The following is a 20,302-nucleotide window of genomic DNA, read 5'->3' on the forward strand; positions in this document are numbered from 1 at the left end:
AGAAATGAAAAGTGCTTTAGAAATAAAACCTGATATCAGCTATAAAAGCGCCGGAAAATTTGAAGAGACCAGATTTGAAAAAATCCACAATGAAATCTTCAAAAATTCAGCCGAAGCTTCGATAATTGTAGCGCAGGAAATCGCGCAATTAATTAGATCTAAACAAGAAAAAAACAAATCTTGCGTATTAGGTTTAGCAACAGGTTCTTCTCCTATAAAAGTTTATGAAGAATTAGTGAGAATGCACAGAGAAGAAGGCTTGAGTTTTAGCAACGTAATCACTTTTAATCTGGATGAATATTATCCAATGACCAGAGAGAACAATCAGAGCTATCATTATTTCATGCATCAGCATCTTTTTAATCACATTGATATCAATCCTGATAATGTTAATATTCCTGACGGAACCATCAATATTGAAGAATTAAACCAATATTGTATCGATTATGAAATGAATATTAAAAATGCCGGAGGACTTGATTTTCAATTATTAGGTATTGGTCGTACAGGTCACGTAGGTTTCAACGAACCGGGATCACACATCAATTCAGGAACAAGGATTATTACACTGGATCACATTACAAGAGTCGATGCTTCATCAGATTTTAATGGTATAGACAACGTTCCTAAAAGAGCGATTACCATGGGAGTTTCTACGATAATGAGATCAAAAAGAATTGTATTAATGGCTTGGGGACAAAACAAAGCCGATATCATCAAAAGAACCATTCAAGGTGATATTAGTTCAGAAGTTCCTGCTACGTTTTTACAAAATCACCCTAATGCAACTTTCGTATTAGACCAGTCTGCAGCTGTAGAATTAACACGTTTCAAAACGCCGTGGTTAGTAGGAGAATGCATCTGGAATCAGGAATTAAAAAGCAAAGCGATTGTTTGGTTGTGCCAAAAAACAAAACAATCTATATTAAAATTAACCGACAGAGATTACAACAACAACGGAATGTCTGATCTTTTGGCACAGGAAGGTTCTGCTTATGATTTGAACATCAATATGTTTAACGTATTGCAGCATACCATCACAGGATGGCCGGGAGGAAAACCCAATACCGACGATTCGCACCGTCCGGAAAGAGCCAATCCTGCAAAAAAACGAGTGATTCTTTTTAGTCCACATCCGGATGATGATGTGATTTCTATGGGAGGAACTTTTTCAAAATTGATAAAACAAGGTCATGATGTACATGTAGTATATCAAACCTCCGGAAATATAGCTGTTACAGATGACGAAGCATTGAAATTTGCTGAGGTTGCCAAAGATTTTGTTGGCGATGCAGCAAGTGGACTCAACTTTAAATCGATCATTGAATTTTTAAACAATAAATCAGAAAACCAGATCGATTCGCTGGAAGTTCGAAAATTAAAAGGACTTATCCGCCGAAGAGAATCTTATGCAGCTACAAGATACATTGGTTTAAAAGATGAAAATACACACTTTTTAGATCTTCCGTTTTACGAAACGGGACAAGTAAAGAAAAACCCGTTAGGACCTGAAGATATTGCCATTGTAAAAGATATTATTGCTCAAATAAAACCACATCAGGTATTTGCTGCCGGAGATCTTGCAGATCCACACGGAACGCACGAGGTTTGCCTGAACGCCATATTTGCAGCAATGAAGCAATTGAAGCCGGAAAAATACATGGACGATTGCTGGTTATGGTTGTACAGAGGCGCGTGGCACGAATGGGATATTCACGAAATTGATATGGCAGTGCCGCTTTCTCCATCAGAAGTATTGTTGAAACGTCATGCGATTTTATACCACCAGTCTCAAAAAGACAGAGTAATGTTTCAGGGAAATGATTCCAGGGAATTTTGGGTAAGAGCCGAAGACCGTAATAAAAATACTGCCATTTTATACGATGATTTAGGATTGGCAGAATACGAAGCAATCGAAGCCTTCAAACGTTTTGATTACTAAATTAAAATTCAGATTCGGGTGAGAGCGGATCACATTACAAAATTCAGATTGATTTCATAATGAGAGTGAGGGTTCAGGAAGTCACTCTGAGTTTTGTTTCTTATAATTTAATACCGTTATTTCACAATAACATCTTTCAAAAAAAATTAAAATGAAATATTTATTAGTTCTATTATTAGCAGGCGTAACATCTGGTGCTCAAATTCAAAAGGAGCAATTAAATCTTATGCCTTGGCCTCAAAGTGTTGTTTTAAACGACGGAAATTTTGCTTTAAACAAAAATTTTAAGGTAAACATTACCGGAAACCCTAATCCAAGAATTTTTGGAGGAGTAACTCGTTTTTTACGTCGCCTTGATGGTAGAACCGGTATTTTTTTCGAGCAGGGTTTTATTGCAAAATTAAATGAAGTTCCTAATGCGACACTTCAGATCAATTGTGAGAAAGGCGGAAAAATTGGTTTGTACGAAGATGAAAGTTACCATTTAGATATCAAGCAAAATCAAATTACAATAAATGCCACCAGCGATTTAGGCGCACTTCACGGTCTGGAAACATTATTGCAAATGTTGCAAAACAATAGTACCTCATTTTATTTTCCAAACTCAAAAGTTTCAGATTTTCCAAGATTTACATGGAGAGGTTTAATGATCGATGCTGCAAGACATTTTCAGCCCGTCGATGTTATCAAAAGAAATATCGATGCACTGGCAGCCATGAAAATGAACGTTTTTCACTGGCATTTAGTCGACGATCAGGGTTGGAGAATTGAAATGAAAAAACATCCAAAACTAATCGAATTAGCTTCGGATGGACAATATTACACACAGGAGGAAATAAAAAATATCGTAAAATATGCTGATGAGCGCGGTATTTTAATCGTTCCTGAAATAGACGTTCCCGGTCATGGATCTGCAATACTTACCGCTTATCCGGAAATAGGAAGCAAAGTGATTACACTGACAGGAGGAACATCTGAAAAAAATATTCAGGGAACAGCAATTGTTACCTATGGAATTGAAAGAAATGCGGGTATTTTTTCACCAACATTAGATCCTTCAAATCCTAAAACATATCAATTATTAAGTGAGATATTTGATGAGGTTTGTCCGTTATTCCCAGGCTCTTATTTTCATATCGGGGGCGATGAAAACGAAGGTAAAGACTGGGATGCAAACCCAAAAATTCAGGAATTTAAAAAGAAAAATAAATTAGCAACCAATCATGAATTGCAGACATATTTCACCATGCAATTAGTTCCAATGTTAAAAAAACACGGAAAACAATTAATGGGATGGGAAGAAATTTTGACTAAAAACATGTCAAAAGAAGCCATTATTCATTCCTGGAGAGGACCAAACGAAGGAATGGTTGCAGGGCAATCATTAACAGATGCCGTAAAAAAAGGATATAAAACAGTATTGTCAAACGGCTATTATATCGACTTGATGTACCCAATTGCAAGTCATTATTTAAATGATCCAATGCCAAAAGGAGCCGATTTAACAGCAGAAGAAAAAGCTAGAATATTGGGTGGAGAAGCTACAATGTGGACAGAACTGGCAACGCCAACAACAATCGATTCGAGACTTTGGCCTAGAACAGCTGCAATTGCAGAAAGACTCTGGTCAGCAGAAGATATTACAGATGTAGCAAGTATGCGCAAACGTCTTGAAGTAGTTTCATTTAGATTAGAAGAACTGGGATTAACCCACATTCGCAACCGGGCCGTTATTTTAAGAAACATCTCAAACAATCAAAATATAAAATCACTAAACGAATTTGCCAATGTTTGCGAACCATTAAAAGGATACACGCGAAACAAAGGCGGAACAGAATATCAAATGTATTCACCGTTTACACTTTTTGCAGATGCCTGTACGCCGGATGCCAAAGAATCTTTAGCTTTTGATGATGCCGTAACACAATATTTAGCCAATAAAACACCAGAAAATAAAGCAAAAGTAACAGCATTTTTCAACAAATGGATTGCAGTAAATAAAGGATTAATCGAACTGAGTGCCAATGCTCCTTTAGTACAGCCGATATTGCCATTGTCTAAAAAACTAAATGATGCATCACAGGAATTGTTGCTTGTATTAGATAAAAAATCCACATTAAAATCTGATGATTTAAAAAATTTAATCGAACAATGTAATTCTAAAGACCATGCTGATGTTGAGCTATCAGTATATACAAGTCTTAAAAAATTAATATAAAGTTTGGTTTGAGTTAGTATTAGTACGTTTTTGTTACCATGATTATTAGTAATTTTTTTATCTCTGCCAGATTTCCTCTCTGGCAGAGGTAATATGGTAATGCGCAATACATTCAGAACAATTAATCAAAAAAACATAAAAAATAACCACCAAAAAGAATTATTAACCTTTAAAACCAAATAAAAAGAGTAAAAACAAAACATGACAAACCAAGTAGTGAAATTGATGAATCCCAAATTTATCAGTTGGAGTTAACCTAATTTTTTAAACAATTAAATAAATATCAATCAGTACTATTTACTAATGATTATGGATGATCGGTAATAGTAGTATTTATTTTTAGAAGTTATATGAATTAATTTCCAGTGAGTTGCAATGTTATCTATTTGCAATGAATTGAATCCCAGTTGTTGTATTTACATGCTTTGTTGGTATGTAAGGTATCGTAATTGGAATATTTATTTTCTATTAACCAATATTAATTTAATTATGAAACATTATTACAGATTGCTTTTTTTGTTACTGTTTCCCTTACTTGCGTTAGCTCAACCGGCTCACGGTAAAAAAGTAGTAGGGTATTATGCGCAATGGTCTATTTATGCCCGGGATTTTAATGTCCCTAAAATAGATGGAAGTAAAATTACGCATTTGAATTATTCTTTTTATGGAACAACGTATGATCCCGCTCATCCGGAAAATACAAAGTTGTTGTGTTTGGATTCGTATGCTGATTTTGAGCATATGGAAGGTGGAATTCCGTGGGATGCTCCGGTAAAAGGAAACTTTTATGACTTGATGAAACTCAAGCAAAAGTATCCGCATTTAAAAATTTTAATTTCTGTGGGAGGATGGACAAAAGGTCAGGATCTTTCTCCAATTGCAGCAAGTCCTGTTGCAAGAGCCGCTTTGGCAGCAGATATGGCAAAATTTATTGTAACTTATCCGTTTATCGATGGATTTGACATTGACTGGGAATATCCTCTTTCCGGTGGAACAGATGGTACCGAAGTAATAAACGGAGCACCAATTCCTCCACAAAAGTACAGTCCGGACGACAACAAAAACTTAGTCTATTTATTAAAAGCAATGCGTCAGGCAATGCCAAATAAATTAGTGACAATTGCTGCCGGAAACAATGTTCGAAATGTTGCGAAACAATATTTAGGACCAAACAACAGAACACAATACGGAATGACAGAAGACATTTCGACCTATTGTGATTATATCACTTATTTTGGATATGATTTTGGTGGAAACTGGTATGATAAAACATGCTACAATGCACCATTATACGCAAGCGGAAACACGAACGATCCGCTTTACGGCGCAACACAATCAGAATCATTAGACGAATTAACCAATCAATATTTGAACGTTGTTGGTTTTCCAGCAAATAAATTAATCATGGGATTGCCTTTTTACGGAAAGAAATTCGATAATGTTGCCAATAACGGAACCAATCCAAATTTACCGGGATTATTTGTTGCTGCGCCAAGATATATTGTATCAGGCTGTACGAATCCGCAAAATCCAACAGGAACCTGGGATGGTCCCGCTGCATGTGAAAAATCAGGAAGTATCGAAATTTGCGATTTAGTGGGAAATCCCGTTACCAATTCTCATGCTTACTTAGATCCAAACACTATGTTAGTTACACCAACTGCAGCAGCTGCAGGATGGGTACGTTATTTTGACAACACAACAAAAGTTCCTTATTTGTATAATGCTACTTTAAAACAGTTTATTTCTTATGAAGATAAACAATCAATGGATTTAAAAGTACAATATATCAAATCAAGAAATCTTGCCGGAGGTATGGTTTGGGAATTATCTCAGGATACCAGAGGTTCAGTACCCAATTCATTATTGACTCAGGTTGATACTTCATTTGGAAGTCTTGTTCCCGGAACAGTAAGTATTTCAGGATCTGTAAAAAACGGATCAGCTTTAATTCCTAATGTAACCGTTGATTTGCGTAATGCAAGTAATGTAGTAGTACAAACCGTAGTTTCTACAGGCGGTAATTTCACCTTCAGTAATTTAACATCGGGACAAAATTATATCCTTACCGCTTCAAAAGCGACATATACTTTTACTGCGGTAAACTTAACAAATGTTACAGTAAATCAAACCGCTGTTGTTATCAACGGAACGCAACCAACTTATACCGTTAGCGGAACTGTTCTTAACGGAGCAACTGCAGTTTCCGGAGTAACTGTTACAGCAACTTCAGGAGCAACAGTTTTAACTGCGGTTTCAAACGCAAGCGGAGTTTACAGCGTTGCAGGTTTAACAGCAGGACTTAATTTTACAGTTACAGCTGCAAAATCAGGATTCTCCTACACACCGGCTTCAACAGTTTACAATGCACTTGATGCCAACAAAACGTTGAATTTTGCTCAGGGATTACCTGTTGTTAACTACACAGTAAGCGGAACAATTTTAAACAGTACAACTCCGGTTTCTGGCGTAACAGTTATAGCAGCTTCTACAGCAGGAAATTTCACAGCAGTTACAAATGCAAGCGGCGTTTATTCGCTTAGTTTACCATCTGCAGGAAATTATACAATAACAGCAGCTTTAGCTGGACAAACGTACACACCGGCTTCAACAGTCTATACTAATTTAAATGCCAATAAAACATTAAACTTCTCTCAGGATGTTGTTGTAATTGGTACAAACAAAATTAGCGGAACAGTTAAAAACGGAACAGTTGCAGTAGCTGGTGCAAAAGTAGAATTGGTTTTACCCTGGACAGATAACACACACAACTGGAAAAGTGTTATTGCAACAACAGATGCACAAGGAAAATACAGTTTTGATAATGCAGTTGTAGCAGGATATACAACAGTGACAAGCTTAAAATTAAATAGTTGGGAAAACGGAGAAGTAGTGTATTTACCATCTAATCTGGCAAACTTTGCAGTTCCTGCAAACCCAACAACTTATAACTTTAATTCAAGTTCTACTGCAAGAGCAGCACTGGCTGCCGCAAATTTAATTAGCGGAACCGTTAAAAACGGAACAGTTGCAGTAGCTGGAGCAAAAGTAGAATTGGTTTTACCATGGACAGATAATACACACAACTGGAAAAGTGTTATCGCAACAACAGATGCATCAGGAAATTATACTTTTGATAATACAGTTGTAGCAGGTTATACACAAGTTTTAAGTTTGAAATTAAATGCATGGGAAAACGGTGATGTGACGTATTATCCAAATAACTTAGCCAACTTTGCAGTTCCAACAACTTCAACAGTTTATAATTTTAACAGACAAGCGGTGGTTGCTACTAAACCAGTGGTTACTATAACAGCACCAACAGCTTCGGCGATTGCTATAAATTTAGGATCAGCAATTAATTTTGTTGCAAGTGTTGGATTAAGCGCTACTGATGCCACTACAATCTCCTCTGTTGTATTTAGTTTAGATGGACAAAGCATTAGTGCTACCAATTCTTCGGGAACTTATACAGCGGTTTGGACACCAACGGCAAATCAGTTTTCGCTTTCTCATACCTTAACCGTTACCGCAACTGCATCAAACGGAACAACAGAAGCAAAAACATATAGTTTTACATTAACTTGTTCAGGTGCAAACTGCCCAAATGCAGTACCTGTAATTACGTGGAATTCACCATCGAATACTACCGTAAATCAAAGTTCTTTTCAGGTGGTGCCAATTTCAGTTACAGCTGTTGATAGTGACGGAACTGTTTCAGGTGTTACTATTACAATAAATGGCGGTACATTTAACATGACAGGAGGTGCAAATAATACTTATACGTATAATTTTACACCAACTTCTTATAAAGATTATCCAGTTGTAATAAAAGCAACAGATAATAAAGCTGCTGTAACTACATTAAACAATACCATTAAAATTGCTCCGGTGAGCACGAATAGATTCATTCCGCTTCCTTCTAAAATTATTTTAGGATATGCACATTCATGGGAAAATGCTGGTGCGCCATTTTTATATTTTTCTCAAATGGTGGGAAGTAAGTTTAACGTAGTTGATTATTCTTTCGTAGAAACCGTTAATCGTGATGGTTACACACCAATATTAACTACAAACGACACAAGATATTTGACTAATGGAGTTTTCAATAAGCAATTGTTGAAAAATGATATAAAATCCCTAAGAGATAGCGGCGTTCCTGTTATTGTCTCTATCGGAGGTCAAAATGGTCATGTTGTTTTAGACAATGTAACTCAAAAAAATATTTTTGTGAATGGTCTGAAAGCAATTATTGATGAGTATCAATTTGATGGAGTTGATATTGATTTTGAAGGCGGATCAATGAATTTTAATGCAGGAGGATTAAGAGATATTTCTTATGCGGGTATTTCTGCTTATCCAAGATTAAAAAACGTAGTAGATGCTTTCAAAGAATTAAAAGCGTATTATGGACCTGGATTTTTATTAACTGCAGCTCCGGAAACACAATACGTACAAGGTGGATATTCTACCTATACAGATACTTTTGGTTCTTTCGTGCCAATCATTCAAAACTTACGTAATGAATTAGATTTGTTAGCCGTACAATTGTATAATACAGGAGGAGAAAACGGATTAGATGGTCAATATTATGGTTCAGCTAAAAAAGCAAACATGGTTACAGCCCTGACCGATATGGTGATAAAAGGGTATAACATTGGTACAACAGGAATGCATTTTGATGGCTTACCACCCTCAAAAGTTCTTATTGCATTACCAGCTTGTCCAAGTGCAGCAGGCAGCGGTTATTTAACGCCGGCAGAAGGAATTAGTGCTATGAATTATTTAAGAACCGGAACTACTTTTTCTGGAAGAACATACACGATGCAGCCAGGCGGACCATATCCTTCTTTAAGAGGTTTAATGACTTGGTCTGTAAACTGGGATGCGTCTTCTTGTGGTAATTCATCTGAATTATCTAAAGCATACGCCGCTTATTTTGCTTCACAATCAACATCAAAAATGCTGTCACTGGATAAAATCGAAGCAAATAGCACAACCATCGCTTATTTCAAAAACGATTTATTATCAGTTACAAATGACACCGAAAATATCGCTCAGGTTGATGTATTCAACACAATTGGGCAATCAGTTCTAAGTCATAAAAATGTACAAAACAATAAAGAAATCTTGCTTCAAAATCAAAGTTTCACAACAAAACAATTGTTTATAGTTGTAGTAACCGACAAAGCAGGAAATAAAAAATCATTCAAAGTAATGAACTTTTTAAACTAAAGTTCCACGAATGAAAATCTAGAAATAAAAAAATTGGAACGGTTAAAATTGAGTTTGGTTATTTATTTTTTAATCTGGTTTTTATTTCGAATAAATGCATCAAGTTGAGGTGATTTGTTATTTGGTTTTCACCTGAAGGAGAGCATTATGAACCCGACAATTTATTGTCGGGTTTTTTTATACCACAAAGTCATTGCGAGGAATGAAGTAATCGTATTTGATGAATTTGCAAAGATATATTTCATACGCCATTTCGAACGCGGATGACGCGGATTCGCTTTGCGAAAACACGGATTATCGCGGATTTTTTTTTGGAATGAATCAATTTCAACAAAACTTTAAGAACAAGTCTAGCGACAGTAGCCGTAATCTTGTCATCCTGAGGAACGAAGGATCACACGCGCAAATCACCAAAGATTGGTGACATTCAACATGTACCTTCTAGTGTGATTTCTCCTCCGTCGAAATGAAAAAATAGCGTAAAAAAACCGCATAAATCCGCGTTTTCGCAAAGCGAATCCGTGTCATCCGTGGGCTATTTCTCAACGTCCTAATTTTAGTTTTCATAATAAGATTTATAGTTTAATTGGTTTATACAACAAAACTTTACGAACACGTCTAAAGACATTAGCCGTAATCTTGTCATCCTGAGGGACGAAGGATCACACGCGCAAATCACCAAAGATTGGCGACATTCTATATGGAGTTTCTAGTGTGATTTCTCCTTACGTCGAAATGACAAAATTGCGTAAAATCCGCATAAATCCGCGTTTTCGCAAGGCGAATCCGTGTCATCCGCGTGCTATTTCTCAACGTCCTAATTTTATAATAATAATCAGTTTCAGGAGCTATTTCCTGCTATTCGTTTCAATCTTTTATGTTTTTAAAGAAAAAACATAAAAGGATTTCCACTTCTATCAGGGCTAGGGCTTTAGTTTTCATCATAAGATTTATAGTTAATTGATTTTATACAACAAAACTTTACGAACACGTCTAAAGACATTAGCCGTAATCTTGTCATCCTAAGGAACGAAGGATCACACGCGCAAATCACCAAAGATTGGCGACATTCTTTATGGAGTTTCTAGTGTGATTTCTCCTTAAGTCGAAATGACAAAATAGCGTAAAAAAATCCGCGATAATCCGTGTTTTCGCAAAGCGAATCTGCGTCATCCGCGTTCAAATAACAAGCTTTGCGAGCCTCGCGTAAATCTTTGCGCCGTTTGCGGTTAAAAAAAAATAGCTACTTTTGAATTTCAATAAAATCAAAAATGCAAAAATCAATCAGCATCATAATATTTCTAATATTCACTTCATGTTTCAGTCAAAAAAATCATGAAATCCCGGAAGTAGATCCAATCCAAATCCAAAGTAATTTTAGTAACTGGTCAGCATATCAAAGCAAAAACATCATGCTTTCCAGAGATTTTACAGCATTGGATTCAAATTCAAAAGAAATTTCAAAAGAATCTTTCCTTGACCAATTAGCAAATGGAAACTATATTCCCATTCAATTAAAATCAGAAGATTCAAAATACTATTATAAGCTATTCCAGATTCAGCCCAATTCCGACACCAGTATAAAAGCAACCATCAATCAAATTGCTTTTGACGCACTAAAGAATTACAAAATGGAAGGAACGCCTTTTCCTAAATTCTCCTTCAAAGATTTAAACGGAAATATGGTTTCAAACGAATCCATGAAAGGAAAAATCATCGTTATAAAATGCTGGTACATCCATTGTACACCATGCATAAGAGAATTTCCACAAGTGAATCAATTAGTAAATGAATACAAAGACCGAAAAGACATTTTATTCATTAGTCTCGCCGAAGATTCACCTGAACAATTAAAAGCGTTTTTAGCCAAACGGCCTTTAAAATACGAGGTAATTCCAAACATGAAAGTATATATGAATGAAGCCTTACAACTCAATTCATTTCCAACACATTTTATCTTAAATAAAGAAGGTTTGATTGCAAAAGTATTGCCCAATTTTGAGAGTTTAGAAGTGGCTTTGGCGAAGGAAAGTAAACTGTGATTTTTTTCCACCATATAAGTGATATAAGAAAATACAAGTTTAATTTAAATTGCAAAGAAGTTTCTAATTAATCTCGCAAAGTCGCAAAGTTTTTATTAGGCAATAAGTTTAGTTTAAATGAACTTATATAACTTATATGGTGAAAATTTCGCCCCGAAGTTCCTTTGCAACTCTGAACCTTTTTCACTACTTTTGCACAAAATTAATTAAAAAGACATTCATGTTAACAGTCAATAATTTATCAGTTCAATTTGGCAAACGAATTTTGTTTGACGAAGTAAATACCACATTCACACACGGAAATATTTATGGAGTTATTGGAGCCAATGGTGCTGGAAAATCTACTTTTCTAAAAATCATTTCAGGCGATATTGACCCAACTTCCGGACATATTCATTTAGAACCGGGAAAACGTATGTCGGTTTTAACCCAAAATCACAATTTGTTCGACGAGCATACGGTTTTGGAAACTGTTTTGATGGGAAATAAAGTTTTGTACGCTGTTAAAAAAGAAATGGATGAACTTTATTTAGACTACAACGACAAAAACGCAGACAGAATAGGGGAACTACAAGTTCAGTTTGAGGAAATGAACGGTTGGAATGCAGATTCTGACGCTGCTTCGATGTTGTCTAACTTAGGAATCAACGAAGAACATCATTATACTTTGATGGGCGATCTGGAGGGAAAAATTAAAGTTCGTGTGCTTTTGGCGCAAGCCCTTTTCGGAAATCCTGATTTGCTTATTATGGATGAGCCTACCAATGATCTGGATTTTGAAACCATTTCCTGGTTAGAAAATTTCCTGGCAAATTACGAAAATACAGTAATTGTAGTATCTCACGACCGTCACTTTTTAGATTCAGTTTGTACACATATTTCTGATATTGATTTTGGAAAAATAAATCACTATTCAGGAAACTATACTTTCTGGTACGAGTCAAGCCAGTTAGCGGCAAAACAACGTGCGCAGCAAAACAAAAAAGCAGAAGAAAAGAAACAGGAATTAGAAGAATTTATTCGTCGTTTTAGTGCCAACGTTGCCAAATCAAAACAAGCAACATCGCGTAAAAAAATGATCTCTAAATTGAATATTTCAGACATTAAACCTTCAAGCCGTCGTTATCCTGCGATTATTTTTGATCAGGATCGTGAAGCAGGAGATCAGATTTTGAATGTTGAAAATTTAGAAGCTTCTGTAGAGGGAGAACTTTTATTTAAAGGCGTGGATTTAAATATGGCAAAAGGCGATAAAATCGTGCTTTTCTCAAAAGATTCACGTGCTACAACAGCATTCTATGAAATCCTTAACAATCAGCAAAAAGCAGACGCAGGAACTTTTGATTGGGGAATTACTACTAATCAAGCCTATTTACCTGCTGAGAATCACTCATTTTTTGAAAACGATTTGACATTAGTAGACTGGTTGCGTCAATATGCAAAAACAGAAGAAGAACGCGATGAGGTTTTTATTAGAGGATTTTTAGGGAAAATGATTTTCTCTGGAGAAGAAGCTTTAAAAACAAGCCGTGTATTATCAGGAGGAGAAAAAGTACGTTGTATGCTTTCAAGAATGATGATGGAAAGAGCTAATATTCTAATGCTTGACGAACCAACAAATCACTTAGATCTTGAATCGATTACAGCTTTTAATAACTCATTAAAAAACTTTAAAGGGTCTGTAATTTTTACAACTCACGATCACGAGTTTGCACAAACAGTTGGTAATAGAGTAGTGGAGTTGACACCAAACGGAGCAATCGATCGTTACATGACATTTGATGAATATTTAGACGACGAAAAAGTTCAGGAATTAAGAACAAAAATGTACGCTAAATAAAAAATATAGTTTTATAAAAAAAAAAGAAATCCCGTTCGGTAATCGAACGGGATTTTTTTATGTTTACTTTCTTCCGAAAAGCTTAGCGAATATAAAGATGATTATTGCAACAATAAAAATCACAATAAAAATCCCGAATCCCATTCCGGCTTTAAAAATGTCTCCAATAACTTCGCAACTTGTAAATGAAAATAGTATTACGAATACCATTAACAAACGTGTAATGTTCTTTTGCATGATTTTGCTGTTTTAATTGTTTTAAAAAGAATTTAATATTCTATTTATCGTAGAATAAAATTAATTCAAACAACAAAAAAATCTGTTATATAATTTTGCGCTAAAGTTCTATGATTTTGACCAGTCTAAAATTATGAATTTCAAGGATGTTCAAAAGAGCTATGGGCTTGACCCATATTGTAGGGCTGGATTTCAATCCATTCAACAAAGAATAATAATGACCATTATACGACAGATTAAAATCCGTTGCTATAATATAAATCATTCCTACGGAATTTTAAAATTGCATAAATCAGATTGATCTTATTTTTTTGAAAATGTTTTTTTGAAAATAAAAATTACTATCTCTTGTAAAAAAAAAGCTCCAGCGGAGCGTAATATTTATAGCGAATTAATGCGTCCGATTTGGCAAAAGCTCCAGCGGAGCGATATTTTTTTTGATTGCCAATATAATTGATTGCTAATTATGTCACCCCGATGGGGTTTTTATGAAACGCTATATAAATTGCTATAAATATAACGTCCCGCCGGGACTGTCATTACCGCGTATATAAATTACGATAACATCTCAATCAACTGAATTTTATTTCCGCAAGTATCATCCAAAATGGCAATTTTTACATTTCCCATTTCGGTTGGCAGCATGCTAAATTCAACATCAAGATTAATCAATCGTTGATATTCTTCCTGAAGATTATCTACATTAAATTGAGTGTACGGAATTCCAGCTTCAAAAAGAGCGCTTTGATACGTTTTTGACGGTTCAAAATGATTAGGTGCAGGTTCTAATAAAACTTCAACTCCGTCTGGTTCATCTTTAGAAACTACGGTTAACCATCTGTTATTTTCGCCTAAAGGGATATCGTTTTTTTTAATAAATCCTAATTTTACAGTATAAAATTGTAATGCCTTTTCCTGATCCAAAACTGGAATTCCGATAACTTTTACCTTCATCTTTATGCTTTTTTACTGACTCGCATAAAGTTAATTGTTATTTTTTAATAATTAATTTTTTACTGGCTGAAAATTGACCCGTCTTCATTTCAACAATATAAACACCATTGCTTAAATCCTTAACATTTACAGTGCGTTCGTTATCACCTAAAACTTTTGATTTTACTATGGCACCATTTATATCAATAATATTTATGTGTAAAGGCGAATTTTCATTGTTATGAAAATCAATTGAAAACGAATCAGAAGCTGGATTTGGATAAACGATAACCGCAGTCTCTTCTTTACTATTTTCAACAGTACCTAAAGTAGCTACATCAGTAATTATTACTCCCTGATCTCCTACGGCAATAAATCTATTATTAAAATAAATAATGTCGTTTATACTATTTGCACTACTTACTCCGGAAACTTCTGGCGTCCAGGTTAATCCTCCATCAGTAGTTTTAAATATTTTTCCGTTAGCACCTCCTGCATATCCTGTTAATGCATCTTTGAAACAGATTGCATATAACCAATTGGTAAATCCAGAAGTTAGTACAGACCAGGTTAGTCCGCCATTTATTGTTTTAAGTATTGTACCCGTTCCTCCGGCTATAAAACCTGTACTCGCATTTACAAAGAAAATATCATATAGATTTTGCGTAGTTCCGCTTGCTATTGTAACCCAGTTTGCACCGCCATTTGTTGTTCTTTTAATTTTCCCGCCATCTCCAATACAAATACCGGTATTTACATCAAAAAAATGAACTTCTTCTATTCCCGTTGTCAATCCCGAAGTTTGTGTTGCCCATGTTGCTCCGCCATCAGTAGTTTTTCTGATTGTTCCTGCATCACCAACCGCATATCCTGTTGTTACGGTGGGGAAACTAACAGATGAAATCGCATACGGACTTGCATTTGGATTCTGATTTGTCCATGTCGCACCTGCATCTGTAGTTTTTGCCACAATGTTATTACTGCAGCCATAATATCCAACAGTAGCGCTTGGGAAAGAAAAACTATTTATTAAAAAATTGCTAATCGATTTTGATGTCCACGTTACACCGCCATCAGTAGTTTTTAAAATGGCAGTGTTTCCACCAATATATCCATTTTGTGCATCAAAGAATTTAATGTTCCATAAATTTCCGGCATATGGCGATGTAATTTTGCTCCATTGCGCATTGCTGTTTTGTAAACCGAATAAAAATAATACTAAAAGTAATGTATGTTTCATATTTATTGTGTCAGTGTTTACGTGTTGACTCCTCACTTTATTGGTTAAAAAAATGTAATTATGTTTTAGAATTTTATGTAACGTTTTAGGGCTTTGTTTGTAAATATAATTAGTATTCTTTTCGGTCAAACAATAATATTCTATTTAGATCTTTTTCAATTGATTCCAAATAATCATTTTCGGTAGGATATCTATCATGTGATTGTTCCCACGGAGAAATCTGGTTTTCATTAGAGTGCAAATATTTTTGGATATTAATTAGTAAAAAATCGCGATGAACAATTGGCGTATTAAAGTATTCTATACGATCATTTTCTTCTTGGTTAAGCAGAATATTATAGAGCTTTTCTAAATTAATTTTAAAATTGTTCTTGCCTAAAACTTCAATTGTATATTCAATATCTGATAATTCAGGATTAACTGATAAATTGAAAATTGGAGTTATGTCATCGTATGGTTCTCCCCAATCAAATTTCTTTTCTTCAATATAACAATGTGGTAATGTTTTTTTATTTATGTAAATCATATAGCGGCACGGTCAGGTTAGTGTTTTTAAATTTACTGTTTTTCTGCCATATTCATTTTTTATATTTATAAATTGTAATGAACATTATCTAAAAAAAGAGCCATAGGCTCGGACAATATTGTAGGGCTGGATTTTAATCCAGTTTACTCCGTATTTGTGAGTGATTAAATTAATGTGAGAATCTAAATATTTTTAATTTATAGGTTCTTTATACAATTGTGTTCCCCAATCTTGAATATTTCTTTCAGGATAACCAGATCGATAAAATAAGTCATCATATTCTTTTACAATTTTATCTACCGCAGTTTTATCTGTAGTTCTGATTCTTGTTTCATAATTATTTGTTGTGCCGCTACAGGTAAAATTTAGTGAACCCATAAAAACAATTTCGTCGTCAATTATATATATTTTACCATGAATAAATGTATTTGCGTTAGTATTCGTGTTTTGATAAGAGATAAAAACTTTGAAAAGAAATAACTGATGATACTGATAATAATAGATGCGCTTATTCCTTATTTTATTTAAATAAGTTTTCCTCACAATAAAGATTACAAATAAAGGAATTAGAATATAAAAAAGTTTAAAATTATTAAATAAAAATAATGTAAAAACTAAAACAGCAGATAATCCCCAAAGTATATAACGAAGTGTCTCTTCAATATTAATCCATTTATTTCTTATTTCTTCAGCATCGTGATCTAAAGTACGTTTTTGAAGTATTAATTTATAAATATTTTTATCTGAATCTTTGTAGAAATCTTCTATTGTATCATTAGTTATTAAAGAAATTTTTATACCTTTTGAATGAAGTCCTATTAATTCATTTATTAACGAAGGAGATAGGTATGGAGAAATTATTTTAACTGATTTCTTCGCGTTTGAAATCTCCTGAAGTAATTTTTTACCAGCTCCTTTCCCTATATAAATATCGCAATTAGCACCATTATAAAACGCACCCATTTTACCTGTATAATTTCTTACAAATCTATGATTTTATTTATAAAGTAGCTGGAATAAATTTGTATAAAAAAACTACTTCCAATTCTTCTGCTTACTAAAAATCAATAAAAAAATATTTCCCTTCTCAAACACCCCAACAAATAAATTCTGATTTCGTATATTTGCCCAACCAAACATCACACTTAATTATGAGCCAAAAAGTATTACTTAATTCAAAAGAAGTTACTATCATACTCCATCGTTTGGCTTGTCAGTTAATCGAAAAACACTTAGATTTCTCCGATACTATTTTAGTCGGAATTCAGCCGAGAGGCATTTTTTTAGCTGAACGTTTAAAACAAATATTAGAAAACGAATACCAGGTTCCTGAAATTTCTTTAGGATATCTGGACATCACTTTTTTCAGGGATGACTTTCGCCGAACTGATAAACCATTAGAAGCCAACAAAACACAAATAAATTTTATAGTCGAAAACAAGAAAGTCATTTTTATCGATGACGTATTGTTTACCGGACGAAGCATACGTTCTGCCTTGACCGCAATTCAGTCTTTTGGGCGACCATCAGAAATTGAATTACTGGTTTTAATCGACAGACGTTTTAGCCGTAATTTGCCTATTCAACCCGATTATCGCGGTCGTCAGGTAGATGCAATTAATGGCGAAAAAGTAAAAGTAAGCTGGAAAGAAAATGAAGCAGAAGATGCAGTTTACCTCATAACGAATTAAAAGTTTAATTGGTGATTTGTTTAATTGTTTAATCGGAAGGAAACGATTAACTGGTTTAGCAAATAAAACAATTAAACGATTTTAACAATAACTAAACAAATAAACGCTTAAACAATAAAAAATGACAGAGAACGAAACGTTTATTTATGAATCAATTTTTAATCAGGTCAGAATGGGATTTCTTTCTCTTGATGAGATTCAGGAAAACATTCTGGAAGAAATTGAAGACAACGAATTTCAAGATGAAATTTCAGAAGAGTGGGCTTTTGATAAAATAAAGGAAGAATACCAAAAGTTACTTGCAGAAAGTAAACAATGGAAAAGCCCTACAGATACTGAAAAGCTAATTAAAGCGTTTGATGAATTAGGTGACGAAAATATAATCGCACTTCACAAGGCAGGTTATACTACTACCGACGGTGAATATGAAGTGGTTGAGGTGGAAAGAGAACTGCAGGAAAATGAAATAGAGTCTGACGGTTATTGCTTTTATCACGAACAGGATTTGGCGAGAGCAATAGCATTAAAAGATCCAAGTTTGTTTATCGCTTTCCAGAAAGTAGACAATTCTGATGATGCAACAACGATAGAAGTGGGGAAAGTAGTGGCTGAGGTTTTAATAAATAACGATTTTAAAATAAAATGGGACGGTTCTGCAAGAACTAAAATTGAAATTCCGGGTTTTAGATGGCAAAAGATTTTTGATGAAGATGCTAGAGATCTCCAGGATTACAGTGAAGTTGTAGACAGAATGGTTCAATAGAGAAACTTCTCTTTTAAAAGTATTGAAGATCTGAATTCAGAACTTCAGGAATTGACAAATAAATATTAAAGAAATAAAAATGAAAGAATTAAGCGTAAATCATTTATTAGGAATAAAATACATCAACGAGAATGATATTAACCTGATTTTTGAAACTGCCGATCATTTTAAAGAAGTCATTAACAGGCCCATTAAAAAAGTTCCTTCATTACGAGATATTACCATTGCCAATATTTTCTTTGAAAACAGTACCAGAACAAAGCTTTCGTTTGAGTTAGCACAAAAACGATTATCCGCCGATGTTATTAGTTTTTCGGCAGCTCAGTCTTCGGTTAAAAAAGGAGAAACCCTGATTGATACTGTAAATAATATCCTTTCCATGAAAGTAGACATGGTTGTAATGCGCCACTCCAATCCCGGAGCGGCTTATTTTTTATCTAAAAATGTCAAAGCCAGTATTGTAAATGCGGGTGACGGAGCACACGAACATCCTACTCAGGCTTTATTAGACAGTTATTCGATCAGAGAAAAATTAGGCGATGTAGCCGGTAAAAAAGTAGTTATCGTAGGCGATGTTCTGCATTCAAGAGTTGCCTTATCAAATATATATGCTTTGCAAATGCAAGGCGCTGAAGTTAAAGTCTGTGGGCCAAAAACCCTAATCCCAAGATATATTGAATCCCTTGGAGTTACGGTTGAACCAAATTTGAGAAAAGCCTTAGAATGGTGTGATGTCGCCAATATGCTTCGTGTACAAAACGAACGCATGGATGTGAACTTTTTTCCTTCAACACGGGAATACGCACAACAATACGGAGTCGATAAACCATTATTAGATTCTTTGGGTAAAGAAATCATCATCATGCACCCCGGACCAATTAACAGAGGTGTAGAAATCACATCGGAAGTGGCTGATTCCAGCCATTCGGTTATTTTAAATCAGGTTGAGAATGGTGTAGCGATTAGAATGGCGGTGATTTATTTATTGGCGTCTAAGATTCAGTAGGTTTAGTCTCAGTCTCAGTCGCAGTTTCAGTTTTCAGTCTCAGTTTTTATTTATCCTACCGAAGTAACGGGCGCACTAATTGTAATGGGCTTCGACTCCGCTCAGCCAGACAAAATTGAGTATAAAACTAAAATCAACGGCTGAGAGTGAAAACTGAAATAACAAAGTTTAAAAACTGAAAACTGAGACTGCGACTGAAAACTAAAAAAATTGTACCTTAGCTTTTGAAATAAGCGCCTATAAATAAGAAGATGAAAGTAGATCAAAAAGGACATACCGTTACAATTAAAAATACACAGGGAGATTTTAATGCTTTTGTGGAAAAAGTAACGCAGCAGTTTAAAACATTTGAAAAACAAAATATTATAATCGATTTATCAGCTGATTCCGGATTGACTGAGAAGGATTTGAAACTTTTTTTACCCCTTTCTAAACAACAAAAAAAATCAAAAAAGTCATTTGTAATCGTGGTTGAAGATCTTGATTTTAATGCTGTTTCTGATAAATTAATCGTCGTTCCTTCTCTTTTAGAAGCTCACGATATTATCGAAATGGACGAAATAGAAAGAGACCTAGGGTTTTAAAAATTAGTTGAATTGTTTATTTGTTTAATCGGTTAATAGTTTGCT

At 34.5% G+C, this 20,302-nt stretch carries 14 protein-coding genes; 9 read left to right on the plus strand and 5 right to left on the minus strand.

Annotated features, from left to right (window positions below; translation table 11 throughout):
* The first annotated feature begins 4 nt into the window (after nt 1-4).
* From nagB to ACHRVX_RS21065, 5 genes are all read left to right on the plus strand, one after another.
* Nucleotides 5-1,942, plus strand: coding sequence for a glucosamine-6-phosphate deaminase (nagB, locus tag ACHRVX_RS21045; RefSeq protein ID WP_395335926.1), 1,938 nt, complete (start codon nt 5-7; stop codon nt 1,940-1,942).
* A 151-nt stretch (nt 1,943-2,093) separates the two neighbouring features.
* Nucleotides 2,094-4,160 (plus strand): beta-N-acetylhexosaminidase, encoded by a 2,067-nt coding sequence (locus tag ACHRVX_RS21050; RefSeq protein ID WP_395335929.1) that lies wholly within the window; start codon nt 2,094-2,096, stop codon nt 4,158-4,160.
* A gap of 489 nt (nt 4,161-4,649) precedes the next feature.
* Nucleotides 4,650-9,395 carry a T9SS-translocated chitinase ChiA gene (chiA, locus tag ACHRVX_RS21055; RefSeq protein ID WP_395335932.1) on the plus strand — a complete coding sequence of 1,582 codons (4,746 nt, stop codon included), beginning with the start codon at nt 4,650-4,652 and terminating at the stop codon, nt 9,393-9,395.
* Between the two features lie 1,271 nt (nt 9,396-10,666).
* Complete coding sequence (locus ACHRVX_RS21060) at nt 10,667-11,437, plus strand: TlpA family protein disulfide reductase (protein ID WP_395335935.1); 771 nt, start codon at nt 10,667-10,669, stop codon at nt 11,435-11,437.
* 220 nt (nt 11,438-11,657) lie between these two features.
* Nucleotides 11,658-13,277 (plus strand): ABC-F family ATP-binding cassette domain-containing protein, encoded by a 1,620-nt coding sequence (locus ACHRVX_RS21065; protein WP_395335938.1) that lies wholly within the window; start codon nt 11,658-11,660, stop codon nt 13,275-13,277.
* 63 nt (nt 13,278-13,340) lie between these two features.
* Here ACHRVX_RS21065 and ACHRVX_RS21070 read toward each other — a convergent pair whose 3' ends face one another.
* From ACHRVX_RS21070 to ACHRVX_RS21090, 5 genes are all read right to left on the minus strand, one after another.
* Entirely contained in the window at nt 13,341-13,514 is a 174-nt protein-coding gene (locus ACHRVX_RS21070) for a hypothetical protein (protein ID WP_164502527.1), read from the minus strand.
* A gap of 555 nt (nt 13,515-14,069) precedes the next feature.
* Nucleotides 14,070-14,468, minus strand: coding sequence for a VOC family protein (locus ACHRVX_RS21075; protein ID WP_395335941.1), 399 nt, complete (start codon nt 14,466-14,468; stop codon nt 14,070-14,072).
* A gap of 37 nt (nt 14,469-14,505) precedes the next feature.
* Nucleotides 14,506-15,687: a YCF48-related protein gene (locus tag ACHRVX_RS21080; RefSeq protein ID WP_395335943.1), complete on the minus strand. Its 1,182-nt coding sequence runs from the start codon at nt 15,685-15,687 to the stop codon at nt 14,506-14,508.
* 109 nt (nt 15,688-15,796) lie between these two features.
* Nucleotides 15,797-16,213 carry a hypothetical protein gene (locus ACHRVX_RS21085; RefSeq protein WP_395335946.1) on the minus strand — a complete coding sequence of 139 codons (417 nt, stop codon included), beginning with the start codon at nt 16,211-16,213 and terminating at the stop codon, nt 15,797-15,799.
* 192 nt (nt 16,214-16,405) lie between these two features.
* A complete protein-coding gene (locus ACHRVX_RS21090) occupies nt 16,406-17,176 on the minus strand; it encodes a phospholipase D family protein (protein ID WP_395335948.1) in 771 nt (256 codons plus the stop codon).
* Between the two features lie 188 nt (nt 17,177-17,364).
* Between ACHRVX_RS21090 and pyrR the strand changes: the two genes are divergently transcribed.
* The 4 genes from pyrR to ACHRVX_RS21110 all read left to right on the plus strand — a co-directional run bounded on the left by pyrR (nt 17,365) and on the right by ACHRVX_RS21110 (nt 20,257).
* Nucleotides 17,365-17,904: a bifunctional pyr operon transcriptional regulator/uracil phosphoribosyltransferase PyrR gene (gene pyrR / locus ACHRVX_RS21095; RefSeq protein ID WP_395335950.1), complete on the plus strand. Its 540-nt coding sequence runs from the start codon at nt 17,365-17,367 to the stop codon at nt 17,902-17,904.
* Between the two features lie 121 nt (nt 17,905-18,025).
* Nucleotides 18,026-18,667 (plus strand): DUF6891 domain-containing protein, encoded by a 642-nt coding sequence (locus ACHRVX_RS21100; RefSeq protein WP_395335953.1) that lies wholly within the window; start codon nt 18,026-18,028, stop codon nt 18,665-18,667.
* Between the two features lie 79 nt (nt 18,668-18,746).
* Nucleotides 18,747-19,673 carry an aspartate carbamoyltransferase catalytic subunit gene (locus ACHRVX_RS21105; RefSeq protein WP_395335955.1) on the plus strand — a complete coding sequence of 309 codons (927 nt, stop codon included), beginning with the start codon at nt 18,747-18,749 and terminating at the stop codon, nt 19,671-19,673.
* A 251-nt stretch (nt 19,674-19,924) separates the two neighbouring features.
* Nucleotides 19,925-20,257, plus strand: a complete 333-nt coding sequence (locus ACHRVX_RS21110; protein ID WP_395335957.1) for a ribonuclease Z — start codon at nt 19,925-19,927, stop codon at nt 20,255-20,257.
* Nucleotides 20,258-20,302 lie beyond the last annotated feature (45 nt).

The sequence above is a fragment of the Flavobacterium sp. FlaQc-47 genome (assembly GCF_044006475.1).
Classification (GTDB): domain Bacteria; phylum Bacteroidota; class Bacteroidia; order Flavobacteriales; family Flavobacteriaceae; genus Flavobacterium.